The 25,582-nt window shown below is 63.1% G+C and carries 22 protein-coding genes; 13 read left to right on the forward strand and 9 right to left on the reverse strand.

Features of this window, described 5'->3' with window-relative positions; genetic code table 11:
- Positions 1-229 precede the first annotated feature (229 nt).
- Positions 230-1,336 (reverse strand): hypothetical protein, encoded by a 1,107-nt coding sequence (locus NPS29_RS02965; protein ID WP_274130882.1) that lies wholly within the window; start codon positions 1,334-1,336, stop codon positions 230-232.
- Between the two features lie 264 nt (positions 1,337-1,600).
- On the opposite strand from NPS29_RS02965, the gene NPS29_RS02970 reads away from it, so the two are divergent.
- From NPS29_RS02970 to NPS29_RS02990, 5 genes are all read left to right on the forward strand, one after another.
- Positions 1,601-2,542: a LysR substrate-binding domain-containing protein gene (locus NPS29_RS02970; protein WP_274130614.1), complete on the forward strand. Its 942-nt coding sequence runs from the start codon at positions 1,601-1,603 to the stop codon at positions 2,540-2,542.
- Between the two features lie 132 nt (positions 2,543-2,674).
- Entirely contained in the window at positions 2,675-4,099 is a 1,425-nt protein-coding gene (aldA, locus tag NPS29_RS02975) for an aldehyde dehydrogenase (protein WP_274130616.1), read from the forward strand.
- A 205-nt stretch (positions 4,100-4,304) separates the two neighbouring features.
- The gene (locus NPS29_RS02980; RefSeq protein WP_274130618.1) at positions 4,305-5,624 is read left to right on the forward strand and encodes an MFS transporter; all 1,320 of its coding nucleotides are present in this window, start codon (positions 4,305-4,307) and stop codon (positions 5,622-5,624) included.
- 10 nt (positions 5,625-5,634) lie between these two features.
- Complete coding sequence (locus NPS29_RS02985; protein ID WP_274130619.1) at positions 5,635-6,852, forward strand: mandelate racemase/muconate lactonizing enzyme family protein; 1,218 nt, start codon at positions 5,635-5,637, stop codon at positions 6,850-6,852.
- 181 nt (positions 6,853-7,033) lie between these two features.
- The gene (locus tag NPS29_RS02990; protein WP_274130620.1) at positions 7,034-8,692 is read left to right on the forward strand and encodes a GMC family oxidoreductase; all 1,659 of its coding nucleotides are present in this window, start codon (positions 7,034-7,036) and stop codon (positions 8,690-8,692) included.
- Here NPS29_RS02990 and NPS29_RS02995 read toward each other — a convergent pair.
- The 6 genes from NPS29_RS02995 to NPS29_RS03020 all read right to left on the reverse strand — a co-directional run bounded on the left by NPS29_RS02995 (position 8,689) and on the right by NPS29_RS03020 (position 13,892).
- The gene (locus NPS29_RS02995) at positions 8,689-9,354 is read right to left on the reverse strand and encodes a response regulator transcription factor (RefSeq protein WP_274130621.1); all 666 of its coding nucleotides are present in this window, start codon (positions 9,352-9,354) and stop codon (positions 8,689-8,691) included. The two genes, NPS29_RS02990 and NPS29_RS02995, sit on opposite strands and share 4 nt — an antisense overlap.
- Before the next feature lie 31 nt (positions 9,355-9,385).
- Complete coding sequence (locus tag NPS29_RS03000; RefSeq protein WP_274130622.1) at positions 9,386-9,931, reverse strand: PQQ-dependent catabolism-associated CXXCW motif protein; 546 nt, start codon at positions 9,929-9,931, stop codon at positions 9,386-9,388.
- Positions 9,932-10,177: 246 nt separating this feature from the next.
- Entirely contained in the window at positions 10,178-10,969 is a 792-nt protein-coding gene (locus NPS29_RS03005) for an ABC transporter permease (RefSeq protein ID WP_274130623.1), read from the reverse strand.
- On the reverse strand, positions 10,966-11,697 hold the full coding sequence (locus tag NPS29_RS03010; RefSeq protein ID WP_274130625.1) for an ABC transporter ATP-binding protein: 732 nt from the start codon (positions 11,695-11,697) through the stop codon (positions 10,966-10,968). Before NPS29_RS03010 ends, NPS29_RS03005 begins: the two co-directional genes overlap by 4 nt.
- Positions 11,694-12,653: a YVTN family beta-propeller repeat protein gene (locus tag NPS29_RS03015; RefSeq protein ID WP_274130626.1), complete on the reverse strand. Its 960-nt coding sequence runs from the start codon at positions 12,651-12,653 to the stop codon at positions 11,694-11,696. Before NPS29_RS03015 ends, NPS29_RS03010 begins: the two co-directional genes overlap by 4 nt.
- A gap of 42 nt (positions 12,654-12,695) precedes the next feature.
- Entirely contained in the window at positions 12,696-13,892 is a 1,197-nt protein-coding gene (locus NPS29_RS03020) for an ABC transporter substrate-binding protein (protein WP_425312428.1), read from the reverse strand.
- Between the two features lie 168 nt (positions 13,893-14,060).
- On the opposite strand from NPS29_RS03020, the gene pedF reads away from it, so the two are divergent.
- From pedF to NPS29_RS03060, 8 genes are all read left to right on the forward strand, one after another.
- Positions 14,061-14,537, forward strand: coding sequence for a cytochrome c-550 PedF (pedF, locus tag NPS29_RS03025; RefSeq protein ID WP_274130628.1), 477 nt, complete (start codon positions 14,061-14,063; stop codon positions 14,535-14,537).
- 5 nt (positions 14,538-14,542) lie between these two features.
- Positions 14,543-15,430: a substrate-binding periplasmic protein gene (locus NPS29_RS03030; RefSeq protein WP_425312429.1), complete on the forward strand. Its 888-nt coding sequence runs from the start codon at positions 14,543-14,545 to the stop codon at positions 15,428-15,430.
- Positions 15,427-16,185, forward strand: coding sequence for a quinoprotein dehydrogenase-associated SoxYZ-like carrier (locus NPS29_RS03035; RefSeq protein WP_274130630.1), 759 nt, complete (start codon positions 15,427-15,429; stop codon positions 16,183-16,185). The genes NPS29_RS03030 and NPS29_RS03035 overlap by 4 nt, the downstream gene beginning before the upstream one ends.
- Before the next feature lie 26 nt (positions 16,186-16,211).
- Positions 16,212-17,129 (forward strand): quinoprotein relay system zinc metallohydrolase 1, encoded by a 918-nt coding sequence (locus NPS29_RS03040; RefSeq protein WP_274130632.1) that lies wholly within the window; start codon positions 16,212-16,214, stop codon positions 17,127-17,129.
- A gap of 150 nt (positions 17,130-17,279) precedes the next feature.
- Complete coding sequence (locus NPS29_RS03045) at positions 17,280-19,055, forward strand: PQQ-dependent methanol/ethanol family dehydrogenase (RefSeq protein ID WP_274130633.1); 1,776 nt, start codon at positions 17,280-17,282, stop codon at positions 19,053-19,055.
- A 546-nt stretch (positions 19,056-19,601) separates the two neighbouring features.
- Entirely contained in the window at positions 19,602-19,673 is a 72-nt protein-coding gene (gene pqqA, locus NPS29_RS03050; RefSeq protein ID WP_020289857.1) for a pyrroloquinoline quinone precursor peptide PqqA, read from the forward strand.
- A gap of 157 nt (positions 19,674-19,830) precedes the next feature.
- Positions 19,831-20,994: an alcohol dehydrogenase-like regulatory protein ErcA gene (gene ercA, locus NPS29_RS03055; protein ID WP_274130634.1), complete on the forward strand. Its 1,164-nt coding sequence runs from the start codon at positions 19,831-19,833 to the stop codon at positions 20,992-20,994.
- Positions 20,978-22,705 (forward strand): PAS domain-containing hybrid sensor histidine kinase/response regulator, encoded by a 1,728-nt coding sequence (locus NPS29_RS03060; RefSeq protein ID WP_274130636.1) that lies wholly within the window; start codon positions 20,978-20,980, stop codon positions 22,703-22,705. The genes ercA and NPS29_RS03060 overlap by 17 nt, the downstream gene beginning before the upstream one ends.
- 197 nt (positions 22,706-22,902) lie before the next feature.
- Here the strand turns inward: NPS29_RS03060 and moaA are convergent, their stop codons facing one another.
- A complete protein-coding gene (gene moaA, locus NPS29_RS03065) occupies positions 22,903-23,901 on the reverse strand; it encodes a GTP 3',8-cyclase MoaA (RefSeq protein WP_274130638.1) in 999 nt (332 codons plus the stop codon).
- A gap of 278 nt (positions 23,902-24,179) precedes the next feature.
- Positions 24,180-25,526, reverse strand: a complete 1,347-nt coding sequence (locus NPS29_RS03070; protein ID WP_274130640.1) for a cation:proton antiporter — start codon at positions 25,524-25,526, stop codon at positions 24,180-24,182.
- Positions 25,527-25,582 lie beyond the last annotated feature (56 nt).

Here is a 25,582-nt window from a genome sequence, read left to right on the forward strand (position 1 = left end):
GATCTTGAGACCGCCCCCGCCGGCAAGCCCGGCTGCTACGGGTCCTGTGTGAACGCCAATTTCACGCCAACCTCGATCCCCCGTAGGAGCGCGCTTGCCCGCGACAGCGTCAGGTCAGACACCACGATGCCGAATGACCCACCGCGGTCGCGGGCAAGCGCGCTCCTACGGCCTTTGGCCAGAATCACACCGCAAACCCCGTAGCGGCCTGGCTTGCCGGAGATGGGGTCTAGAAGTAATACCCCACGTTCACGTACACCTGGTTTTCCCACTGGTTGCTGCCGCCGGCGCCCAGGCTCTGGGCGTAGTCGCTGCCGCCGATGTAGGGATCGTTCTTGCCGATCAGCCATTCGGTGGCAACCCACAGTTTGCTCACCGAGAACGAGCTGCCGAGGATGACCCGCTGGGAATCCTCGAAACCTGAAGCGGACTTCTGATAGGCGCTGTAGTTGGCGTACAGCTTGACCCCACTGATCTGGTCGAACAGGTACTTGCCACTCACGTCATAGCTCAGGTCGGCGACGTACAGGTTGGCGCGGCTGGCGACGTTGTAGGTGCCGTCGTAGCCGCCAAACGTCACCACCTGGTCAGTGCCGGGGTTGCGCGGCGACATCTGCTGGCGCGCCGCCTGCAATTGCACGCCCCACGGGCCGTTCTTGCCGATGTAGTGCACGGCCACCGCGTTGCGTCGGCCGTCGCGGTCGGTGTCGTTGTTTTCCAGTGTCGAGGTCAGGCCCGACACGCCGACTTCAGAGGTCCAGGGCCCGACATCCAGCGCCTTGGCCACCCGCAGCACGACGGTATTGCGTTCCTGGTTGTCGCTGCCATCCGCCACATAACTGTCGGCCTGGGAAACGACGCTGGAGTAAGTGCGGCCATGGCTGGTGCCCTTGCCTTGCCACGCGGGACGTACGTAGTAGCCGGCCTGAATGTTCCAGTCGCCGTGCTGCTGGATGTACTTGGCCCCCATTTCCTCGACGTCTTCCAGGCCCACCACGTTGCCGAGGGTCTCGAAAAACGTGCTGCCAAAATACGGCTGCAAGCCGAACGGTACCTGATTGAGCCCCACCTGAATCTGCTGCTCGGGGTTGAACTTGTAGCCTACCCAGGCGTATTCCGGGAACGACACATCGCCCACGTGCTTGGTGTATTTGTACGGATAGGAGTGACCATAGAAACGGTACTTGGCCGCACCGATCCAGCTGTCGGAGGTGTACTTGGCGGTGAGGAAGACCGTGTCGAAGTTGAACTTCTGGATGTCGCGGTCCGGGTCGTAATCCCAGCGCGCACGGATGGCGCCGCCAAGGTCCAGATGGTCGGTGACCTGCACGGCCATCGCCGGCGAACAGCAGACACACAGAAGGGTGAAGCACGAAGCAGACAGCCGCAGGGAAGTGCAGGAAGGCATGGAACGCTCTCGCTTGTTTTTATTAGATGGCGCGCAGTCTTGTGATCCTGCCTGCAATCGACAAACGATAAATTGTCCGGGCAAACCTTCATCAAATGCATGTTACTGGGCGGAAAGTGGCGCAGGGCTCTGGCGGAGCCGGGTGGCGCCGTGGGATATTCGCCGCGTTTTCTGCCCGACCGAGAGCGACACATGAAGCGCAAAATGCCCGGCCTCAACGCCCTGAAGGCTTTTGAAGTGGCCGGCAGCACCGGCAGTTTTACCCGCGCCGCCGAGCTGTTGAACGTGACCCAGAGCGCGGTCAGCCGGCAGGTTCGCCAACTGGAAGAGCAGTTGGGCGAAACCCTGCTGGAGCGCCGACACCATCATCTGGACCTGACCAGCGCCGGTCGGGTGCTGTTGCGTGCCTTGCACCAGTCCTTCGACAAGATCGAGATGACCGTGCGCAGCCTGCAACAGAAATCCCACTCCAATCGCCTGCGCATCAACGCGCCGCCCACCTTCACCAGCCGCTGGCTGATGCCGCGCCTGGGCCGCTTGCGCGAGCAGCACCCGGAGCTGGAACTGAGCATCAGCACCCGCTTGCAGGACAGCCTGGCGGAAACCAGCGTGCTCGACTGCGCGATCCGTTTCGGCAATGGCGAGTGGGACGGGCTGGACAGCTCGCTGCTGTTTCAGGAGCGGCATGTGGCGGTCTGCGCGCCGTCATTACTCGCTCGTGAATCCAGCGAGGAGGGTGTGGATTTCAACCGCATGACCTTGCTCCACGTACTGGCCAGCGAGGACCAGCGCTACCTGACCTGGAAACACTGGCTCGATGCCGCGCGCATCCACGGCGTCGATACCCAGGGCGGCTACGAGTTCGACCTGCTGGACCTGGCGATCCGCGCGGCCACCGAGGGACTGGGCATTACTATCGCCGACTGGCACATGGTGGTGCCGGAACTGGCCGCCGGCGAGTTGACCCAGGTGCTCAACGTGCATGTCGAGGGGCATCAGTCGTACTGGCTGGTGACCCGCCCCGAGCAGGATCTGCCGCAATTGCAGGCGTTCGGGCAGTGGCTGCAGGAAGAAATCTGGCTCAGCCAGCGCCAGCTCGAACCGTCTACGGCGGCCCTTACATCGATTCCGTGACCGAACGGGGAGGGTGTCGGGCAGTAACCTGCGTTTTATGAATGTTTGCCGGTGTAATAAATCGTTTGTGGCCGCCGTTGCGGATGACAAGACTGATCGTCATTCGGATAAAAACAACGGTGGACGCCCCACATGCGACTCGAACGAAATTTCATCAACGGCCAGTTTGTCGAGCCTGCCGACAGCGCGCAGATCGCCGTGTACAACCCGGCCACCGAAGCGCTGGTCGGTCACGTCCCGGCGGCCACCTCCGGGCAGGCACTGGCTGCGGTGGATGCCGCTGCCGCTGCGCAGAAAACCTGGGGCGGCCTGACCAGCATCGAGCGCGGTGAACACCTGCGTGCCCTGGCCGATGCCCTGGATGCCTGCGCAGAAAACATTGGTGCAGCGCTGGCCGCCGAATCCGGCAAGAGCGTCGCCGACGCCAGTAACGAAGCGCGCTATGCCGCGCAGATCACCCGCTACCACGCCGAATGGGCACGCCGCATCGAAGGCGAGATCATTCCCAGCGACACCCCCAACGAGAACCTGCTCCTGCAACGCCAGCCCATTGGCGTGGTGGCGGCGCTGATTCCGTTCAACTACCCGGTCTACACCCTGCTGCGCAAGATCGCCCCGGCGCTGATCGCAGGCAACACCGTGGTGGTGCGCCCGAGCAACAACACGCCGATTTCGGCCTTTGAAATCGCCAGGGCCGTCGAGCAATCGGGCATCCCGGCTGGCGTCATCAACATCCTGACCATGGACCACGCCACTGCGGCCAGCCTTTGCACACACAAGGCCGTGGGCATGATTACCCTGACCGGCAGCGTCAAGGCCGGGCGCATCGTGCTCGACTACTGCAAGGAAAACATCGCCAAGCCGTCGCTGGAACTGGGCGGCAAGACCCCGGCGATCATCGAGCCGGACGCTGATCTGGAAAAGGCCGCCAGCGACATCATCGCCTCCAAGACCACCCACTGCGGCCAGTTGTGCACAGCGGTGGAGCGTGTCTACGTTCATGAAAGCGTGCACGACCAATTCCTCGCCCTGCTCAAGGCCAAAATCTCTGCCGTCGCCTACGGTGACCGCGCCGAGGATGCCTCGCGCATGGGCCCGCTGGTCAGTGCCAGCGCGCAACAGAACATTCACGCCATGGTCGAGCGTGCCATCGGCGAAGGCGCGGTGCTGGAGGCGGGCGGCGTGCTACCGGTCGGCAAGGGCCATTTCTATCCGCCGACGCTGCTGAGCAACTGCCGCCAGGACATGGAAATCGTCCAGGAAGAAATCTTTGGCCCGGTGCTGCCGGTGCTCAAGTACCGCGACATCGACCAGGCGCTGGCGTTTGCCAACGATCATCAGTTCGGCCTGTCGTCGGTGCTCTATACCGAGAATTACCGCACGGCGATGAAAGTCGGCAATGCCATCGAAGCCGGCGAGCTGTACGTCAATCGCACGCCGGCCGATCCGTACCAGGGCTTTCACGCCGGCTGGAAACGCTCGGGTCTGGGTGGCGATGACGGCAAGCACGGCATGCTCGAATTCACCCAGACCCGCCTGGTGGTCATGAAGTACTAGACGCGAGCCGCAAGCCTCAAGCTTCAAGCTGCAAGAAAAAGCGCATCGCGTTTAAGCAGCGGTAAGTGACAACCTGCAAAGTACAAGGCAAAAGCACACCACAGACTGCTTTAACTTGTAGCTTGCCGCTTGAAGCTTGCCGCAGCACCCCATAACAAAAACTAAAATTGCCCCTCGTACGCCGAGGGGTGCTGAGGTTCTTCAAATGTCCAAGCCTGCTTCTGTCGCGGCCGCTGTTCAGAATCCTGCCGCCTCTGTCGCCAAGAGCGACAAAGCCACCCGTTACCTGCAACTGATGCTGCTGGTGCTGGCCGCCGGAGCGATCTATCCGATCCTCTACCTGCGCCAGGTCTACCAGACCACCATGCTCGAAGTGTTCCAGATCAACCACAGCGAGCTGGGTTACCTGTACTCGATGCTGGGCACGATTTTCCTCATCAGCTACCTGCCAAGCGGTTGGCTGGCTGACCGCATCGCGCCACGTTTCCTGATTTTCTTCTCGCTGGTGGCCACCGGCGCCCTGGGCCTGTGGTACTCCACCGTGCCGTCGATGACGGGCCTGATGATTATCTTCGGCTGCTGGGGCCTGACCACCGGCCTGACCTTCTGGGCCTCGGTGCTCAAGCGGGTGAAGATGATCGCGCAGCATTCCGAGCAGGGTCGTTTCTTTGGCATTCTCGATGGCGGTCGCGGTCTGGTGGAAGCCTTGCTGGCGACCGTCGCGCTGGGCCTCTTCGCCTACGCCATCGGCACCGGCGGTCAGACGGCAGCCGAAGGTTTCCGCCATGTCGTGTACCTGTATTCGTTCATCTGCATCGGCCTGGGTTGCCTGCTGGTGCTGGTCAAGGACCCGAAATCAGTCGCCGCCGAAGCCTCGGCCACCGATGAAAAGCACAACCTGTTCAAGGATCTCGCCACTCTGGTGAAGATCCCTGAATTGTGGCTGGTCACGGCCATCGTGTTCTGCGGTTACCACATCTTCTGGGCCACCTACAGCTTCTCAGACTACCTGCAAGGCAGCGGCATGACCGCAGTCATGGCCGGCACCATCACCACCATCAAATTGTGGATGCGCCCGGTGGGCGGCATCGGCGGCGGCTGGCTGGGCGACAAGTATTCGAATATCTCGGTGCTGATCGTCGCGCTGGCCCTGGCCACCCTGGCGATGGCGGGCCTTGTGCTGTTCCCGGCCTTCAACAACCTGGGCCTTTTGGTGGTGACGGTGATTTTCATCGGCCTTATGACCTACGCCATCCGCGGCCTGTACTGGGCGATTCTCGACACCTGCAACATTCCGCTGCGTATCACGGGCCTGGCCATCGGCATCGTCTCGGTGGTCGGTTACCTGCCTGACACCTTCATTCCGCTGATCAACGGCTACCTCACCGAGCACTACCCGGGAGCCGCCGGTTACCAGCTGTATTTCAGCTACATCGCTTTCGTCGGCCTGATCGGCACCCTGGCAGCGCTGACGCTGCGGGCGCGGATCCGTCGCTCTTCCCTATCCAAGCTTTCCAACGTCTAAGGTGCCCGAGATGAAAGTCATCGCCCTGGAAACCCATATCGTCGCCGTTCCACCCCCGCACATCGGTGGCATGTACTGGATCTTCGTCAAACTCAAGACCGACTGCGGCATTGAAGGCGTCGGTGAGATCTACGCCGCCACCTTCGGCCCCAAGGCCATGCTGCCGATCATCGAGGACGTGTTCGAGCGCCACCTGCTCAACCACGACCCGCATCACATCGAGCGCTTCTTCCGCCAGGCCTATTCGAGCGGCTTCACCCAGCGCCCGGACCTGACCATGATGGGCGTGGTCAGCGGCCTGGAAATGGCCTGCTGGGACATTATCGGCAAGGCGGCGAACAAGCCGGTCTATGAACTGCTGGGCGGCAAGGTGCATGAGCGCCTGCGTTCGTATACCTACCTGTACCCGGTCAACAGCCAGGGCGAGTACGACTACGACGACCCGGACCTGGCTGCCGAGTGCGCCATCGAAAACATGAACAAGGGCTTCACCGCGGTGAAGTTCGACCCGGCAGGCCCGTACACCGCGTACTCCGGCCATCAGATCTCGCTGGAAGTGCTGGAACGTTGCGAAACCTTCTGCCGCAAGATCCGCGAAGCGGTCGGCAACAAGTGCGACCTGCTGTTCGGCACTCACGGGCAGATGGTGCCGTCTTCGGCGATTCGCCTGGCCAAGCGTCTGGAGAAATACGACCCGCTGTGGTTTGAAGAGCCGGTGCCGCCTGGGCAGGAAGAAGCCATGGCGCAAGTGGCGGGCAAGACCAGCATCCCGATTGCAACCGGCGAGCGCCTGACCACCAAGTACGAGTTCCACAAGTTGCTGCAGGCCGGCGGCGCGTCGATCCTGCAAATGAACGTGGCCCGCTGTGGCGGCCTGCTCGAAGGCAAAAAGATCGCCAGCATGGCCGAGGCGCACTACGCGCAGATCGCTCCGCACCTGTACAACGGCCCGATTGGCGCTGCGGCCAGTTTCCAGCTGGCAGCCTGCACGCCCAACTTCCTGATCCAGGAAAGCATCGAGACCTGGGGTGGTTTCCACGCCGAGGTCCTGACCAAACCGCTGCAGTGGGAAGACGGCTACATCATCCCGTCCAGCGAGCCTGGCCTGGGTGTCGAGCTGAACATGGAGGTGGTGCGCGCGCACACGCCGTATACCGGGTCGCGCTTGCATTTGCAGATGGCTGCGACCCCGGCAGATGTGAAGGATTTTTCACCGGCCAAGGGCTAACCCCGAACCTGTAGGAGTGAGCTTGCTCGCGATAAGGGTCTTGCACACAACATCAAAGTTGAATGACACGACGCAATCGCGAGCAAGCTCACTCCTACAGGGGCGGTGTCAAGCCAACCCGGCAGTGGCGGGTGGTGGGCAAAGAGCTTTTTATGAATAACGACTTACGCGGTAACCGTGCATGACATACGACTACATCATCGCTGGCGCTGGCGCCGCAGGTTGCGTTCTGGCCAACCGGCTCTCGGCATCGGGCCAATACACCGTGCTGCTGCTCGAAGCGGGCGGCAAGGACAGCTCGCTGTGGTTCAAGATCCCGGTGGGCTTCGCCAAAATGTATTACAACCCCACCTTCAACTGGATGTACTACAGCCAGCCACAGAAGCAGCTGGGCAATCGCGCCATCTACGCCCCGCGCGGCAAGGTGCAGGGTGGTTCCGGCTCGATCAACGCGATGATCTACGTGCGCGGCCAGGCCCATGACTTCGACGACTGGGCCGCCAACGGCAACGACGGTTGGGGCTTCAAGGACGTACTGCCGTACTTCCGCAAGCTGGAAAACCACCCGCTCGGCGACACCGAGTACCACGGCGCCAGCGGGCCGATCAGCATCACCCCGATGAAGGGCCAGACGCACCCGATCTGCGACGTGTTCCTCGAAGGTTGCGAGCAACTGGGCTACTCGCGCAGCGATGACTTCAACGGCCCGAAATTCGAAGGCGCCGGGCTGTATGACGTCAACACCCGCAATGGCGAGCGCTGCTCCAGCAGCTTCGCTCACCTGCACCCGGCGCTGGGGCGCAAGAACCTGACGCTCGAGCATTACGCGCTGGTGGACAAGGTGTTGTTCGATGACCAGGGCAAGCGGGCAGTGGGTGTCGAGATCAGCCAGAACGGGGTCAAGCGCACCTTTGCCGCGCGCAAGGAAGTGATTCTCTGCGCAGGCGCCGTCGACACGCCAAAGATTCTGCAACTGTCCGGCGTCGCGGATAAAGCGCTGCTGGCCAAGCATGGCATCAAGCCGGTCAAGCACCTGCCAGCGGTGGGGCAGAACCTGCAGGATCACCTGTGCGTCAGCTACTACTACAAGGCCAATATCCCGACCCTGAACGATCAGCTCAGCTCGCTGTTCGGCCAGGCGCTGCTGGGCCTCAAGTACCTGTTCACCCGCAAGGGCGCGCTGGCGATGAGCGTCAATCAGGCCGGTGGTTTCTTCCGGGGCAACGACGAGCAGAGCCACCCGAACCTGCAGCTGTATTTCAACCCGCTGTCCTACCAGATTCCGAAGAACAACAAGGCCAGCCTCAAGCCCGAGCCGTATTCCGGTTTCCTGCTGTGCTTCAACCCGTGCCGTCCCACCAGTCGCGGGCACATCGAAATCGCTTCGAGCAACCCCCGTGATGCGGCGTTGATCGACCCCAATTACCTGAGCACCCAGAAGGACATCGACGAGGTGATCCAGGGCAGTCGCCTGATGCGCAAGATCATGTCGGCGCCTGCGCTCAAGGACATTACGGTGGACGAAGTGCTGCCTGGGCCGGTGGTCGAGACCGACGAGCAGATGCTGGAATACTTCCGCCACAACTCAGGTTCGATTTATCACCTGTGCGGCTCATGCGCCATGGGTGCCGACGAGCAGACCTCGGTGGTGGACAAGCGCTTGAAAGTGCATGGCATCGATGGGCTGCGCATCGTCGATGCGTCGATCTTCCCCAACGTGACCTCGGGTAACACCCACGCGGCGGTGCTGATGGTGGCGGAGAAGGGCGCGGATCTGATTCTGCAGGACGCCGTGGCTGTGTCGGCAAGCGCCGTGCAGGCCTCGCCTCACGCAGCCTAACGCCGCAGGTAGGCTGCGAAATCGATATCCCCGGCGCTGAGGATCGCCTGCACCCGATTGTGCACGTTGAGCTTGCGCAGGATCGCCGAGACATGGGCCTTGACCGTGGTTTCGGCGATCGCCAGGCTGAAGGCGATCTGCTTGTTGGAGTCGCCCTTGGTCATGCGTTCCAGCACCAGCAGTTGTTTGCGCGTCAAGGCCTGCAGCAATTCAGGCGGGAAGTGCGGCGCTTCGCTGGCGCTGCGGCGGGAAGCGGGTTTCTGGCTGCGGATGATGTCCGATGGCAGGTAGACGTTGCCGTCGAGGATCTGCTCGATGGCATCGGTCATCTGCTTGCGCGGCGAGGATTTGGTGATGAAGCCCACCGCGCCGTAGGTAATCGCTTGCAGCACCACCTGTTTGTCCTGCTCGGCGGACACGATCACCACCGGAATCGTCGGCGCCTCGTTGCGCAGGTTGATCAGGCCATTGAGCCCGTGCATGCCCGGCATGTTCAGGTCCAGCAGGATCAGGTCCAGGTCGTCGTGGTCGCGGGTCAGGGCCAGGGCGCTGTCCAGGTCCTGGGTTTCCATCACTTCGCTGCCGGGAAAGCCGTCGCTGATGACGTTGGCAATGGCCTCGCGAAACAGCGGGTGGTCATCGGCGATCAGGATCTTGTACATGGTTTTCCACCTTTATTATTGTCGCAACGCTTCAGCGCAAGGGTTCGGGTTGAGCCGGTTCGACCGCAAGCCCGGCGGCCAGCCAGGCGTCCAGGCCATCGCGGTACCAATACAGATGACTGTAGCCCAGACCGCTTGCCCGTTTGATAGCGTTCCAGCTCAGCCAGCAGTCTGAGCGGCAGTAGAACACAAGCGGCCGGTCCTGCCGACCGTCGCTCAACCGGCGCAGGTTGAGGGTGAAGTACTCCATCCACACCGGCGATAACTCGCCATCCCCGGGATTGGCCAGCCAGTGGCTGCCCGGCAGGTTGGCGTGGGGTTCGTCTTCGATGAACCGACCTTGCAGCCATTGGCGGCGGTAGACGTCGATCAGCAGCGGTTTGTCGGATTGCTTGAGCAGGGTTTGCAATTGCCCGGTGTCGATGACCTGCGCGCCAGGGATCTGGTCCGGGGTGGGGCTGCGGTAGAGGGAAATGCGATAGCCGTGGGCGTTGAACAGCGCCGCGTCCTGGGCCTGGCACAAGGCGTTCGTACCCAGAAGGATCAGCAGACAGGCAGACAACAGCGCACGGGGCATGGCAGGTTTTTCCTTTTTCTTGTGCCTGCATTACAAGCCAGTCCCGGTGCTTTGTGAATGCGACCAATAGCGTGGAAAACCAGTACTAAAGTCGTAATCTTGCGCTCACGATCACTCAATTCTGTGGGAGCGGGCTTGCCCGCGAAAGCGGTGTTGCTGACCCTGGATGTGTGGCGTCTGGTCCGTCGTCTTCGTGGGCAAGCCCACTCCCACAGGTTGTAAGGCGCGAGTGAAACCGGGGAAACGTCATGACGCTTTGCGCACCGCTGCATGCTGGGGGTTGAAGGTCAGTACCGCGAGGCTGGCGAAGACTGCCGTGAGAGTCGCACAGACGGCGAGGGCCAGGGGGTTGAAGCGTTCATGCAAGGCAAATCGCACCAACTCCACCGCATGGCTGAACGGGTTGAACGCGCACAGCCAGTACAGCCACTCGCTGGCCTCGCGCATTTTCCACAGCGGGTACAGCGCCGACGACATGAAGAACAACGGGAAGATCACGAAATTCATCACCCCGGCGAAGTTTTCCAGTTGGCGAATGGCGTTGGACAGCAGCAACCCCAGGGCACTCAACATCAGCGCCACCAGCAGCAGTGCAGGCAGGGCCAGGAGCAGGCCCCCGGCGGGCGGTTGCACGCCATACACCCAGGCCACGCCGAGAAAGGCATACACCTGCAACAGCGAAATCAGCGAGGTTGCCAGCAGCTTGCACAGCAAGAGGAAGGTGCGCGGCAAGGGGCTGGTGAGCAGCACGCGCATGCTGCCCATCTCGCGGTCATAGACCATCGACAGCGAGCCCTGCATGCCGTTGAACAGCAGGATCATGCACGCCAGCCCCGGAATGATGTACACCTCGTAGGGGATGTAGGTGTCATAGGGCTGGATGATCGCAATGCCCAGCGCCGCACGAAATCCCGCTGCGAACACCAGCAGCCACAGCAGCGGGCGGACCAAGGCGCTGAGAAACCGCGTGCGCTGCATCACGAACCGCAGCCACTCGCGCAACACGATGCCGCTCAGGCACTGCCAGTAGGCGTTCATCGCGATACTCCGCTGGTGGTGAGCTGCCTGAAGGCGGCGTCCAGCCCTCCGCCGTGTTCGGCGCTGACATCGCCTGCCTGACCGCTGGCTACAAGACGGCCCTGATGCAGGATCAGCAGATCGTCGTCGGGATGCACTTCGTCGAGCAGGTGAGTGGTCCACAGCACGCTGATCCCCTGGTCGTGGCACAGGCTGCGCACATGGGCGTTGAGCGCCAGGCGGCTGGCAGGGTCGAGGCCGACGCTGGCCTCGTCCAGCAACAACAGGCGCGGCTGGTGCAGCAGGGCGCGGGCGATTTCCACCCGCCGCCGATGGCCCCCGTTGAGGGCGCGCACCCGCTCGCGGCGGCGCTCGGTGAGCCCTTGGCGATCCAGTTCCAGCGCGACCCGTTCGCTCACGTCACGCCGCGCCAGCCCGTGCAACGCCGCGTGATAACGCAGGTTCTGCTCCACGCTCAGGTCAAGGTCCAGGGTGCTCTGCTGGAACACCACACCCATCTGGCGCAGGGCAGGTCGGGGCGACTGGCGCAACGAATGCTCACCCATGCGCACCTCGCCTTTCTGCAGATCGTAGAGCCGGGTGAGCAGCGCGATCAGCGTGGATTTACCCGCGCCGTTGGGGCCCAGCAGCGCGGCAAAGCGCCCCGGCGCGAGGTTGAATGACACCCCGCGCAGTGCCTCGCGTTCGCCGTAGGCAAAGCTCAGCTCGCTGACCTGCAGCGCGCTCATGGCGCCACCGCCACGCCCCACGGGTAGCGCCCGACCTTGACCGACTTGAGCACCTTGCGGCTGGCAACGTCGATCACCGAGACATCGCCACTCACCCCGTTGGTGGCCAGCAGGCGGGTCTGGTCCGGGGTGAACGCCAGTTGCCAGACGCGCCGGCCCACCAGCAGGTAGTCGATCACTTCCAGGGTCTTCACGTCGATCACCGCCACGTGGTTGGCCGGTCCCAGGGCAACGAAGCCGTATTTGCCGTCATCGGTGATGCGGATGCCCACCGGTTGCACCTTGTCGGGGTGTACGCCCTTGATCTCGAATTTCAGGGTCTTGAGAATCTTGCGGCTGGCCACGTCTAGTACGGTCAGGGTTCCGCCGATTTCAGCCGAGGCCCACAGCTGGCTGCCGTCCTTGCTGAACTCGACGAAACGCGGGCGCTGATCCACCAGGGTGTTGTCCACCAGCTTCTGGGTCGAGGTGTCGATCCAGTGCAGCATGTTGGTGGTTTCACTGGTGTTGATCGCCCACTTGCCGTCGGGGCTGACCGCCATGCCCTCGGGCTCCACGCCGACGTCGACCTGGGCCAGCACCTTGGAGGTCTGGGTGTCGATCACCGTGACCAGCGAATCGTCCTCGTTGGAGACGTACAGCCAGCGGTCGTTGGGGTGAAGGGCGAATTGTTCGGGGTCTTTGCCGGAGGGCAGTTCCTTGATGATCTTCAGAGTCGCCACGTCCATCACCTGCACCCGATCCGAGTCGCTGGCGCAGATGTACAGCAGCTTGCTGTCGTGGGACAGCAGCAGGCCGCGCGGACGCATGCCCACCGGCAGGGTCTTGGTCACTTGCAGCGTGTCCATGTCGATCAGGCTCAGGCTGTTGTCCTTCTCGTTGGAGACGAACGCGGTGGCGGCAAACGCAGGCGCGGCGGCAAGCAGCAGGGCAGCGCAGAGAAGTGTATGGCGCATGTTGGAGTCCTTGTTATGGGTATTGTCGGGGGCGTGCGCGGGTCAATAGGTGCAACTGACCTCCGGCTTGTCGTAGCCCAGGCTGTCGAGTTCGGTGCCGGGGTGCAGAAAGCCTTCCTGGGGTGAAGTGGTGACCAGAGCCTGGGGTTGAACCACTGGAATGGGCTGGCGCAGCTCGCCGTTCCAGGGCCGGTAGCTGAGCTTGCTGCCCTTGAAACCGTCCAGCGGCAGGGTTTCGCTCAGCTCCAGCTCACGAATCTGCATGGGGTCGGTGCCGCGCAGCCGGGTGACGGCGCTGGCGACGCTGCGCACGGCCATCCAGGCGGCGAAGTCGCGGTCGTTCATCCAGCGCCCGGCGAGCGCCTCGAAGCGCTTTTGCAATTGCGCGGCGCCGTAGGTTTCAACGGTGCGGTGCCAGCCGGTGGGCGTCAGGCCCTGGGTGCCGGCCACCGGGCGCGGGTACCAGGTCTGATAGGGCACGTATTCGCCAAAGTCGCCGCGCTCGTCGGCCACCAGCACCACGTCGTATTCGGCGGTCTGGGTGAACAGCGGCATATCGGCCTGGGCGCTGCGGCGCTGGTCGTTGTCGAAACTCCAGGCTTTCTCGGCGACGATCTTGTGCCCGAAGCGCTTGGCGGCGCGGCGCAGGGCGGCGGCGTAGGCCTGGTCATCGGGTGTCTGGCCGACGATCAACAACCAGCGCTGCCAGCGCCGTACGGTGAGGAACTGCGCCAGCGCGTCGGCCAGCATCGCCCGGCTCGGCAAGGTGTGCAGCACGTTGTGCAGGCAACTGGTGCTGCGCAAGCTGTCGTCGGCGCTGCCGGCGTTGAACAGCAGGCTGTCCGGCAGCGCGGCGCTGAGCTGGCGCAGGGTTTCGGCCGGGGCGTTGACCACGAACAGGCGCAGGCCCTGATCGTGTTGCGCGCGGGCCTGCTCAAGCAGCGCCTCGGGGCTCTCGGCGCTGGCGCTGCTCAGGCTGTAGCTGTGCTTGAGAAAACGCCCGGTGCTGTTGCTGTCGACAATCGCCAGCTCAGCCCCGCGCAGCCCGGCATCCTTGGGTTCAGGGGTGACGTTGGAGAGGATCGGGCCGGTGTCGGGAATGTACGAAAGGTAGCCGATGCGCACGGCAAGCGGCTGGTCATCGGCCATGGCCGAGAACGACAGGGCGGCAAGCGCCAGGCACAGCAGGCGAGGGTACGGCAGCCATAGGGATAGAGACAGGCGCATAGGGCACTCCATACAGGTGGTGCCAGCATAGGAACGCGCGCCTCGGCGGCAAATATGCAGATGGTACGAGTCTGCCAGTACCAAGGTAGTAGGGCGCGGCCACCAAAGCAGCATTCGGTGCGGTGGCAGCGGTTCTTAAGATGGACGCATGGCTTTTGCGTGCACCTTGAGGACATAACAATGACAACAATTTCCGTGAACCTGCCTGATGTCGCTTCCCGTTCCAGCAAACGCAGGTTGCTGTTGGGGGCCGTGGTCATTGGCGGGCTGCTGCTGAGTAATCTCGTCCAGGCCCACGGCGACGTCGTCCCCCACGCCGTGGCCACCGACGGCCTGGAACAACTGGGGCAGGACTGGCGGGCAGAGAACCCCTACCGCGACTCGAAAGACCACGACAAGGCGCTGGAAATCGGCAAGTCCGCCTACACCCAGAACTGCGCGGCGTGTCATGGCCTGGATGCGATTTCCGGCGGCATCGCCCCGGACCTGCGGCATCTGGACGTCGGCGCCAGCGGTGACGAGTGGTTCGTCGAGCGGGTGCGCAACGGCGCCGTGCGGGACGGCCGGGTGTACATGCCGAAAATGGCCGATTACCTGAGTCAGGAAGCCTTGTGGGCGGTGCGGACCTACCTGGACAGCGTGCACACCGAGGACTGATCGCCATGGGTGCGTTCACAAGGTGGTTGGCTGTGCTGTGCTGCCTGCTGGGCCTGATGTTTCAGCCTGCCAGCGCCCAGGTTCGCAACTACGACAGCATCATGGCCGCCGGGGTCATCAAGGTGGCGGTGTACCAGAACTTCGCCCCCTACAGCTTTCAGGTGGACGGCCAGGACCGGGGCGTGGACGTAGAGCTGGCCCAGGCGTTGGCCAAGGCGCTGGGAGTGCGGCTGGAGCTGATGTGGGCGCCGCCGGGCGAGAACCTCGACGGCGACCTGCGCGACCTGATCTGGCGCGGCAGCCAGCTGCGCGGCCAGCAACTGGCGGACATGATGATGCGCGTGCCTTATGACAAGGATTACACCCAGAAGCGCAATGACGTCGGCGAGCTGGAGAATGATCATGTGGTGATGTTCGCGCCCTATCAGACCGAGCGTTGGCAGGTGGCGTTCGACACCCAGCGGCTTGAGTCCGTGCCCAGTGTCGCGGTGTTCAACGAGCACCCGGTAGGGGTGGAAACCGACAGCGTGCCGTCGTTCTACCTGACGACGATTTTCAACGGCCAGTTCACCCACAGCACCCATCACTTTCCCTCCGTGCAGGACGCATTCGCGGCCATGCACGAGGGCAAGGTCGATGCGGTGATGGCCATGCGCGGAGAGGTCGACTGGCAACTGCACCAGGCCGCCGATGCCCATTGGCAACTGGCGGAAAATGCCTACCCGAACATGGGCCGTCAGACCTGGGACATCGGCATGGCGGTGCATGAGAGCAACCGCCAGTTGGCCTATGCGGTGGAGGAGGCGCTGGAGACGCTGATTCGTGAGGGCAGCGTGCAGCGTATCTATGCCGCCTATGGCATGCGCTATGAAGTGCCGGAGATGTACCAGTGAAGCGCTGCAGGATCACGGCCTGGCTGGTGCTTCTGGTGTGCTTCGATGCCTGCGCCATTGACCCCGGCAAGGATCCAGTGCCGTCGGTGATGTGGAGTTTCTTCCAGCAGAAATTTCTCGACGGTCAGCCCTACGTGTTTGACGACAAGGTCCTGGTGCGGGCGCCGCCGTTTGCCGAGGACGCTCGCCAGGTGCCCATCGAGATCGACGCTCGGGCTTATCAAGGCCAGGTGGTGCGAATCCTGGCGTGGGCGGAGCTTAATCCGTTGCCGCAGATTGTCGATTTCGAGCCGCTGGATCGGGTGCTGCCGTGGCTGTCGATCCGCATTCGCATCGAACAGGCGACACCCTTGCGTGCCGCTGCGCTGACCCGCGACGGCATCTGGCACATCGGCTCGACCACCATCGAAGCCGCAGGCGGCGGTTGCACGGCGCCCAGCGTGGTACGCACCCAGCCGGGTTGGGAAGAGCACCTGGGCGAAGTGCTCGGGGCGCGGTTTCCCCGAGGCGATTACAGCCGTCTACGGGTGCAGGTGTCGCACCCGATGGACAACGGCATGGTCAGCGGCATTCCCGAGTTCTATCTGGATCAGGCGCAACTGACCGACGCCAGCGGCACGCTGCTCGCCAGGCTGCAATTGTTCCCGGCGGTCAGCGAGAACCCGACCCTGAGCCTGGATATTCAAGGGGCGGGCGAGACGCGGCTGTCCCTGCGTGACATCAGCGGCAATCCGTTCAGTGCGGTGATCCCTTGAGGCGTCCAACGCTTGCGGGGCTGTTGATGCTCTGGCTCCTGCTGCTGGCGGTGACGGCCTTCGCCGACATGGACTATCGGCTGCAACCCCGGCAGATCGCCGAGGGCACCTACCTGCTGGAGGGCAGCACCGAGAATTTCGCCCGAAGCAACGGCGGCAAGATCGTCAATACCGGGTTCATCATCACCGACAGCGGTGTGGTGGTGATCGACACCGGACCTTCCCACCGTTACGGCGAAGCGCTGCGCAAGGCTATTGCGACGGTCACCGACAAGCCGGTGATCCAGGTGCTGCTGACCCATCATCATCCCGACCATGTGCTGGGCAACCAGGCGTTTGCCGACGTGCCCATCGGCGCCCTGGCCGGGACCACCGCGCAGATGCGCGCCCACGGCGATGCGCTTGCTGAGAATCTGTACCGCATGGTCGGCGACTGGATGCGCGGGACCGAAACCGTCTTGCCAACCCAGGTGCTGCAAAGCGGCGTACTGGAGATTGGCGGGCATCCGCTGCGGTTGTTGGCACTGGCCGGGCATACCGGTTCCGACCTGGCGATTCTCGATGAGCGGACCGGCGTGCTGTTCGCCGGTGACCTGCTGTTCTATCAGCGTGCGCTCACTACGCCGGACAGCCCGGGATTGCAGGTGTGGTTGGGCGATCTTGAGCGGCTGCAGGCCTTGCCCTGGAAACTCTTGGTGCCGGGGCACGGTCCGCTTGCCAGTGATGCGAGCCCCTTCGAACAGACCCGCGACTACCTGACCTGGCTGGACGCTCTGCTGCGTGAAGGCGCCGTACAAGGGCAGGACATGACCGAGCTGATCGCCAGCCCGATCCCCGACCGTTTTGGCAGCATCAGCCTGACCCGTTACGAGTTGATCCGCAGCGTCAGCCACCTGTACCCGGCGTATGAGCGGGTGCGCATGGCGCGGGTGGACGGGCGATAAGGCCCGCATATCGCCATTGCCCCTACCAAAGAACTAGAAACCTCCACACTGCGGGCAATTGTTGGGCTGTACCCGCGGGCGAACAATCCACCTGATCGGGAAACATTCCCGAAGGGAAGACCAGAACAATAATCCGCAGAGGCAGCCGTCATGATCCAACCCGCACGTCGCCATTCCTTCGCTCTTGGCCTGTTGGTCAGCGCCATCCTGTCGTCTGGCAGCGTCATGGCTGCCGTGACCGATGAAGAGATTCTCCAGGATCCCAAGAATCCCGAGCAGATCGTCACCAACGGCCTGGGCGTCCAGGGCCAGCGCTTCAGCCCGCTAGACATCATCAACACGCAGAACGTCAAGGAACTGCGGCCGGTCTGGGCGTTCTCCTTCGGCGGGGAAAAACAGCGCGGCCAGCAGGCGCAGCCGCTGGTCAAGGACGGGGTGATGTACCTCACCGGCTCCTACTCGCGGGTGTTCGCCGTGGATGCGCGCACCGGCAAGAAACTCTGGCAGTACGATGCGCGGCTGCCCGACGACATCCGTCCCTGCTGTGACGTGATCAACCGTGGCGTGGCGCTGTACGGCGACCTCGTGTATTTCGGCACCCTGGACGCCAAGCTCGTGGCGCTGAACAAGGACACCGGCAAGGTGGTCTGGAGCAAGCAGGTGGCCGATCACAAGGCCGGCTATTCGATCAGTGCGGCGCCGATGATCGTCAACGGCAAGCTGATTACCGGCGTGGCCGGTGGCGAGTTCGGCGTGGTGGGCAAGGTCGAGGCCTACGATCCGAAAAACGGCACGCTGCTGTGGTCTAGGCCGACGGTCGAGGGCAACATGGGCTACGTCTACAAGGACGGTCAGGCCGTGGAAAACGGCATCTCGGGCGGCGAGGCGAACAAGACCTGGCCGGGCGATCTGTGGAAGACCGGCGGCGCCGCGCCGTGGCTGGGTGGTTACTACGACCCCAGCAACAACCAGATCCTGATCGGCACCGGCAACCCTTCGCCGTGGAACTCGCACATGCGCCCGGGGGACAACCTGTATTCCTCCTCAAGGCTGTCGCTCAATCCCGATGACGGCACCATCAAGTGGCACTTCCAGAGCACGCCCCACGATGGCTGGGACTTCGACGGCGTCAACGAGCTGATCTCCTTCGACTATCAGGAAAACGGCAAGACCGTGCAGGCCGCCGCCACCGCCGACCGCAACGGCTTCTTCTATGTGCTCAACCGCAAGGACGGCAAGTTTATCCGGGGCTTCCCGTTCGCCGACAAGATCACTTGGGCCAAGGGCCTGGACAAGGACGGCCGGCCGATCTACATCGACGAAAGCCGTCCGGGTGCGCCGGACGGTGAAGCCAAGGGCACGGCGGCATTCGTGGCGCCAGCGTTCCTGGGGGCGAAGAACTGGATGCCGATGGCCTACAGCCCCGACACCGGGCTGTTCTACGTGCCGGGCAACGAGTGGGGCATGGACATCTGGAACGAAGGCATCGCCTACAAGAAAGGCGCGGCGTTCCTGGGGGCAGGCTTCACCATCAAGCCGCTGAACGAGGACTACATCGGCGTGCTGCGCGCCATCGATCCGAAGACCGGCAAGGAAGTCTGGCGCCACAAGAACTATGCGCCGCTGTGGGGCGGGGTGCTCGCGACCAAGGGCAACCTGGTGTTCACCGGTACACCGGAGGGCTTCCTGCAGGCGTTCAACGCCAAGACCGGGGAGAAAGTCTGGGAATTCCAGACCGGCTCCGGCGTGCTGGGCTCACCCGTGACCTGGGAGATGGACGGCGAGCAATACGTCTCGGTGCTCTCCGGCTGGGGCGGCGCGGTGCCGCTGTGGGGCGGCGAGGTGGCCAAGCGGGTCAAGGACTTCAACCAGGGCGGCATGCTCTGGACGTTCAAGTTGCCCAAGGAATTGGTGACCAAACGCTAACGCTAATAAAGCCCCGTAGCAGCACGGCTTGCCGGCGGGATCGTTCTCGAGGACGCCCCCGCCGGCAAGCCGTGCTGCTACGGTACGCGGTTGACCCCCCATCTCGGTAACACCCACCCCCCGTAGCAGCCGGGCTTGCCCGCGGGGCGATTCTGAAGACGCCGACGCCGGCAAGCCGTGCTGCTACGGTACGCGGTTGATCCCCCATCTCGGTAACACCCACGCCCCGTAGCAGCCGGGCTTGCCCGCGGGGCGATTCTGAAGACGCCGACGCCGGCAAGCCGGACTGCTACGGTTTCGGGGGTGAGCTTCGGGACACCCGGATCCCTTGTAGGAGCGCGCTTGCCTGCGACTGCGATCTATCAGTTGCAAAAGAGTCGCTGAGCTGGCGCGGTCGCGGGCAAGCGCGCTCCTACAGGTTTGGCGGTGGAGGCTTCCCGCTACCAATCCCCACCCCAATCAGTGCCAAAGTACTATTCGCCCAAATGCGCACCCATGCGCTAATGAACCTGCCGGATCAACCCGGTCCAACAAGAGGAAAGGCCCATGTGGAAAAAACCTGCGTTCACCGATTTGCGCATTGGTTTTGAAGTGACCATGTACTTCGCCAGCCGCTGATCGGCATTCCCGGTCAATCGCCGTGTTGGCCGGGTTTTCCCCTCGCCCCAGGACCTCTGCCATGAGCCGACACCGTCAGTCATTGGTCCTATTGCATTACCCCGCAGATGCTCTAGGCTGGCGCTCATTCGCTGATAACAACAAGAATGCGCCTGATATGAGCCAGAGCCTCAACCAGCTTCGCAAATTCGTGTCCCCGGAAATCATCTTTGGTGCGGGCAGCCGGCACAGCGTCGGCAACTACGCCAAGACTTTCGGTGCGCGCAAGGTCCTTCTGGTCAGCGACCCCGGCGTGATCGCCGCCGGCTGGGTCGCTGATGTCGAAGCCAGCCTGCAGGCCCAGGGCATCGACTACGTGATCTACAGCGGCGTATCGCCCAACCCCCGGGTTGAGGAGGTCATGCTCGGCGCCGAGCTGTACCGCGAGCACCATTGCGACGTGATTGTCGCCGTGGGCGGTGGCAGCCCCATGGATTGCGGCAAGGGCATCGGCATCGCCGTGGCCCACGGTCGCAACATCCTGGAGTTCGAAGGCGTGGACACCATTCGTGTGCCCAGCCCGCCGCTGATCCTGATCCCGACCACCGCAGGCACCTCCGCGGACGTTTCGCAGTTCGTGATCATTTCCGATCAGCAGGAGCGCATGAAGTTTTCCATCGTCAGCAAGGCGGTGGTGCCCGATGTGTCGCTGATCGATCCTGAAACCACCCTGAGCATGGACCCGTTTCTGTCGGCCTGTACCGGCATCGATGCGCTGGTGCATGCCATCGAGGCCTTCGTGTCCACCGGCCACGGCCCGCTGACCGACCCCCACGCGCTGGAAGCCATGCGCCTGATCAACGGCAACCTGGTGCAGATGATCGCCACCCCGGCGGATATCGCCTTGCGCGAGAAGGTCATGCTGGGCAGCATGCAGGCGGGGCTTGCGTTCTCCAACGCGATCCTCGGCGCGGTGCACGCCATGTCCCACAGCCTGGGCGGCTTTCTCGACCTGCCCCATGGCTTGTGCAATGCGGTGCTGGTCGAGCACGTGGTGGCGTTCAACTACAACTCGGCGCCGGATCGCTTCAAGGTGATCGCCGAAACCCTGGGCATCGACTGTCGGGGACTGAGCCACGCCGCCATCAGCAAGCGCCTGGTGGAACATCTGATTACGCTGAAGCACCAGGTCGGATTCCATGAAACCCTGGGCCTGCAAGGCGTGCGTACCAGTGACATTCCGTTTCTGTCGCGCCATGCCATGGACGATCCGTGCATCCTGACCAACCCCCGCGTTTCCAGCCTGCGGGACGTCGAAGTGGTGTATGGCGAAGCTCTCTGACGGCCAGGGTGCGCTCAATGCGTTGCTCGGGCTGGGCAACCATTCGACGCGCAAAAGCCATTACCCCGAGCTGACCCTGCGCCTCGGTGAGCTTGAAACCGAGCGCAACCGTTATAAGTGGTTGTTCGACCATGCCGTGCACGGCATCTTCCAGGCCAGCCTGCACGAAGGCTTGCGCGCGGCCAACCCGGCACTGGCGCGCATGCTCGGCTACCGCGACGAGCAGGAAATGCTGCTGTTCCTGCATGACTTGGCTGGCACGCTGTTCATCGGGGCCCAGGTCGAGCTGAACGCAATCGCCCATGTCCTGCAACGCGAGCGTAGCCTGCAAGGTTACGAAACGCGCCTGCGGCGCAAGGACGGCACTTACGTCGAGGTGCTGATGAACCTGCTGCTCAAGCCTGACGAAGACGGCCTGTTCGAAGGCTTCGTCGCCGACATCACCGAGCGCAAGCAGGCCCAGCAGCGCTTGCAGGAACTCAACGACCAGCTGGAATTGCGCGTCGCAGCGCGCACCGATGAGCTGCTGGAAACCAACCGCAAGCTGCAGAAACAGATCGCCCGGCGCGAGCGCATCGAACGCGACCTGCGCGAGGCTCGGGATGCCGCCGAAGCAGCCAACCGCAGCAAGGACAAATACCTCGCGGCGGCCAGCCATGACCTGTTGCAGCCGTTGAATGCCGCGCGGCTGCTGATCGCCACACTGCGCGAGCGGACCCTGCCCGGCGCCGAGCACCTGCTGGTGGAGCGTACGCATCAGGCACTGGAGGGCGCGGAGGATCTGCTCACCGACCTGCTGGACATCTCCAAGCTGGACCGCGCTGCGGTACAGCCTGATATCGACCTGTACCGGCTGGACGAGGTGCTGGCGCCGCTGGTGTCGGAATTCGAATCGGTGGCCTCGGCGGCCGGGTTGACGTTGCGCGCTCGCATCGGCCAGTTCGCCGTGCGCACCGACCTGCGCCTGCTGACGCGCATCTTGCGCAACTTTCTCAGCAACGCCTGTCGCTACACTGACCATGGCAGCATCCTGCTGGCGGCGCGCAAGCGCGGGGACCGGTTGCGGATCGAGGTGTGGGATACCGGCAGGGGGATTGCCGCCGACCGGCTGGGGTCGATCTTTCTGGAGTTCAACCAGCTGGACGTCGGGCGTGCGGCCGATCGCAAGGGCGTCGGGTTGGGGCTGGCAATCGTCGAACGCATCGGGCGGATTCTTGGCAGTCCGATTCTGGTTCGCTCGCAACCTGGCGTGGGCTCGGTGTTCGCCATCGACGTGCCACTTTCCGAAGAGATGCCAGCGCCGATCAGCGTCGCGGTGCAGCAGTTGCCAGGCGCAGGCAACCCCTTGCCGGGGCGGCGCTTGCTGGTGCTCGACAATGAAACCAGCATCCTGGAAAGCATGGCGGCGTTACTGGGGCAGTGGGGCTGCGAGGTCCTGACCGCCACGGACAAGGCATCGTGCTACAGCGTCCTGCAGGGCCGTGCACCGGAGCTGATCCTGTTCGACTTTCATCTGGACCACGGGGTGTTGGGCTGCGACGTGGTGGCCCATATCCGCAAGCATTTTGCCTGCGAAATTCCCTGCGTGATGATCACCGCCGACCGCACCGACCTGTGCCGCCGCTCATTGCAGAAACTCAACGCGCCGCTGCTCAACAAACCGGTGAAACCTGGCAAGTTGCGGGCGGTGGTGAGTCAGTTGTTGGGGTGATACCAGGATCAACAAACCGTAGCAGCACGGCCGGGCGGCGCTCCGCTTGCCGGCGTCGGCGATTTCGAAGACGCCCCCGCCGGCAAGCCGTGCTGCTACGGTACGCGGTTGACCACCCATCTCGGTAACATCCACGCCCCCGTAGCAGCCGGGCTTGCCCGCGGGAGCGATTTTGAAGCGGGTGGAGGCTGCGGGATTCAGCCGCCGGTCATGTTCATGAACCGCACCACCTGCACATCGTCGTTGATCTCGAAATTGTGCTTGTACGGTTTCAGCTTCATGGCCTGGATGATTGCGTTTTCAAGCTTCTGCGGTTGGCCGGGGTTGGCGCGCAGGACGGCTTTGAGGTCGGCGGAGTGCTCGTTCCCCAGGCACAGCAGCAGCCGTCCTTCCACGGTGACGCGGACGCGGTTGCAGGTGGCGCAGAAGTTATGGCTGTGGGGCGAGATGAAGCCGATGCGGATGTCCGGGGCTTCGGCCAGGCGCCAGTAGCGCGACGGGCCCTGGGTCGATTCGGTCGAATTGATGAGCGTGTAGCGTTCGGCGATGCGCTCGCGCACCTGATCGCTGGAGAAAAACGACTCGGCGCGGCTGTGTTCGCTGATGACACCCAGCGGCATTTCTTCGATGAAGGTGATGTCCAGGCCGCGATCGATGGCGAAGGCCACCAGGTCGTTGATCTCGTGGTCGTTACGGCCCTGCATCACCACGCAGTTGAGCTTGGTGTGGGTGAACCCGGCAGCATTGGCCGCATCGATACCGGCAATGACCTTGCTCAGGTCACCGGTGCGGGTCAATTCCTTGAAACGCACGGGATCAAGGCTGTCCAGGCTGATGTTCAGGCGCTTGAGACCGGCCTCGAACAGGGGCGCCGCAAGTTTTTCCAGCTGCGAGCCGTTGGTGGTCATGCACAGCTCGCGCAGGCCGGGCAGGGCGGCGATGTTCTTGCACAGGCCGACGATCCCCGCGCGCACCAGGGGCTCGCCGCCGGTCAGGCGAATCTTCTTGGTGCCCAGTGCCACGAAGCGCTCGGCGATCTGCTGGATCTCTTCCAGCGACAGCACCTGCTGGCGGGGCAGGAAGGTCATGTCCTCGGCCATGCAGTACACGCAGCGAAAATCGCAGCGATCAGTCACCGAGAGGCGAACGTAATCGACTTTGCGTGAATAGCCGTCTATGAGGACTCGATCCGACATGGTGTGCTCGAGAGTGCTGCGTGGCTTGGGCTAGGCTCTGTACGAAAAGTCTTGATACTCGGTCATGCTGCGTTGAAAACAGCCTCGGAATGCTCATTTACAACCCGTAAAGTCGGGCGCGACCCCGGCCGTTCCTCGGCTGTTTTCGCCTTGCCTTACCTTCGTCTCAAAACTTTTCGTACAGAGCCTTGTGACGATCATCGCAGCATTTGCAGCTTGTGCAAATCGCTAGTTCTGATGGGCTGATCGACGCTGTCTATCGCCTGCCCGGCAGGCGTCTAGCGCGGGGCTTTGGTCATGCTGCGCTCATAGCGCTCCAGCAGCGGCTGGATGCTGATGCCATGCAAAAGGATGCTCAATGCCACTACCGATAACGTCAGGCTGACGGTGGTTTTGACGCTTTCCTCCGGCAAGCCGTGTGCCAACGCGTAACACAGGTAGAACAGAGTGCCGATGCCGCGGATGCCGAACCAGCCCACCAGCGCCTTTTGCGGCCGTGTCAGCAGGCTGCCCCGGATGATCAGCCAGACGCTCAGTGGGCGGATCACACAGAACAGCGCGAGCCCCAACCCCACCGCATGCCAGTCCCAATAGGACGCCACCACCGCGCCTAGCAGGGTGATCAGCAACACTTCCATGGCCCGTTCCACCAGGCTGCCGAACGCCAGCATGTCGCCCATCATCACCCCGGCGGCCAGTTGCGACTGGCTCAGTTCGTCGTGGCGGGTGACCGTGCCGGCCTGGGGTTCGCTGTCCATGTGACCCAGCACGGGCCGGGCCACCTGTTCGGCGGGAACGTCGGAGCCGGTGGTTCGCACCTCGGCATGGCGCAGCCCCAGGCCCGCAGCGAACACCGAGAGAAAACCGAAGGCCCCCAGACCCTGGGCGACGACATAGGCCATGGCAATCAGCGCAAGGGCCAGAAAATCGTTGGGCGAGGTGGTGCTGTCGGCATTGCGGATGCGCAGGTAGATCATCAGGTGCCCCACGCCACGGCCCAGGCCATAGCCGATCAACAGCCCGACCGGCACGCCCCAGAGGATGTTCTTCAGCAGCCAGCCCTGCACCCAGGAAAAATCCCCGGCGCCGTGGCTGACGCAGAGCAGCGCAAAGATCACGAACGGAAAGGCCGTCCCGTCGTTGAGCCCGGCCTCACCCGACAGGCCAAAACGCACGCGGTCGAAGTCCTGAGCATGGTTGACCTGCACCATGCCGGCCAGCACCGGATCGGTGGGCGACAGCATCGCCCCCAGCAGCAGCGCAATGGCCCACGGCACATCGAGCAGGTAATGGGCGACCAGGGCCACCCCGACAATACTGGCGAGCATGACCGGCACCGCCAGCAGATACGCCGAGTGCCAGGCCTTGCGATTGAGCGGCAGGCGCAGTTTGATCCCGGTATTGAACAGCGAAAACAGCACCGCCACTTCGGTGAGGCGTTCCAGCCAGTGCCGGGCGTCGTGGATGTCCAGTTCGACCAGCGCCAGCCCCCAGGGGCCTATCCCTGCGCCAAAGGCCAGGCACACCGCAGAGGTGGTGACCGGCAGCCAGCGCAAGTACGAAGATGTCAGTGCCAGCAGCATCAGCAGGACACCGAGTACCGTCATGCAAAGAATGAAACTCATTCGGCCTCGGTGTGCGAAAGTTGATGAACGATACCCAATGCTAAACCTTCAACCGG

The organism is Pseudomonas putida, assembly GCF_028682175.1.
GTDB lineage: Bacteria > Pseudomonadota > Gammaproteobacteria > Pseudomonadales > Pseudomonadaceae > Aquipseudomonas > Aquipseudomonas putida_AD.

Coding starts and splice junctions, on each gene's coding strand:
- NPS29_RS03040 (WP_274130632.1), top strand. CDS start 16,212: ATGCTCTGGCTCCTGCTGCTGGCGGTGACGGCCTTCGCCGACATGGAC.
- NPS29_RS02970 (WP_274130614.1), top strand. CDS start 1,601: ATGAAGCGCAAAATGCCCGGCCTCAACGCCCTGAAGGCTTTTGAAGTG.
- NPS29_RS03000 (WP_274130622.1), bottom strand. CDS start 9,931: ATGCCCCGTGCGCTGTTGTCTGCCTGTCTGCTGATCCTTCTGGGTACG.
- aldA (WP_274130616.1), top strand. CDS start 2,675: ATGCGACTCGAACGAAATTTCATCAACGGCCAGTTTGTCGAGCCTGCC.
- NPS29_RS03070 (WP_274130640.1), bottom strand. CDS start 25,526: ATGAGTTTCATTCTTTGCATGACGGTACTCGGTGTCCTGCTGATGCTG.
- pedF (WP_274130628.1), top strand. CDS start 14,061: ATGACAACAATTTCCGTGAACCTGCCTGATGTCGCTTCCCGTTCCAGC.
- NPS29_RS03045 (WP_274130633.1), top strand. CDS start 17,280: ATGATCCAACCCGCACGTCGCCATTCCTTCGCTCTTGGCCTGTTGGTC.
- NPS29_RS02980 (WP_274130618.1), top strand. CDS start 4,305: ATGTCCAAGCCTGCTTCTGTCGCGGCCGCTGTTCAGAATCCTGCCGCC.
- NPS29_RS02965 (WP_274130882.1), bottom strand. CDS start 1,336: ATGGCCGTGCAGGTCACCGACCATCTGGACCTTGGCGGCGCCATCCGT.
- NPS29_RS03060 (WP_274130636.1), top strand. CDS start 20,978: ATGGCGAAGCTCTCTGACGGCCAGGGTGCGCTCAATGCGTTGCTCGGG.
- NPS29_RS03030 (WP_425312429.1), top strand. CDS start 14,543: ATGGGTGCGTTCACAAGGTGGTTGGCTGTGCTGTGCTGCCTGCTGGGC.
- NPS29_RS03005 (WP_274130623.1), bottom strand. CDS start 10,969: ATGAACGCCTACTGGCAGTGCCTGAGCGGCATCGTGTTGCGCGAGTGG.
- NPS29_RS03020 (WP_425312428.1), bottom strand. CDS start 13,892: ATGGAGTGCCCTATGCGCCTGTCTCTATCCCTATGGCTGCCGTACCCT.
- NPS29_RS03010 (WP_274130625.1), bottom strand. CDS start 11,697: ATGAGCGCGCTGCAGGTCAGCGAGCTGAGCTTTGCCTACGGCGAACGC.
- ercA (WP_274130634.1), top strand. CDS start 19,831: ATGAGCCAGAGCCTCAACCAGCTTCGCAAATTCGTGTCCCCGGAAATC.
- moaA (WP_274130638.1), bottom strand. CDS start 23,901: ATGTCGGATCGAGTCCTCATAGACGGCTATTCACGCAAAGTCGATTAC.
- NPS29_RS02990 (WP_274130620.1), top strand. CDS start 7,034: ATGACATACGACTACATCATCGCTGGCGCTGGCGCCGCAGGTTGCGTT.
- NPS29_RS02995 (WP_274130621.1), bottom strand. CDS start 9,354: ATGTACAAGATCCTGATCGCCGATGACCACCCGCTGTTTCGCGAGGCC.
- NPS29_RS02985 (WP_274130619.1), top strand. CDS start 5,635: ATGAAAGTCATCGCCCTGGAAACCCATATCGTCGCCGTTCCACCCCCG.
- NPS29_RS03015 (WP_274130626.1), bottom strand. CDS start 12,653: ATGCGCCATACACTTCTCTGCGCTGCCCTGCTGCTTGCCGCCGCGCCT.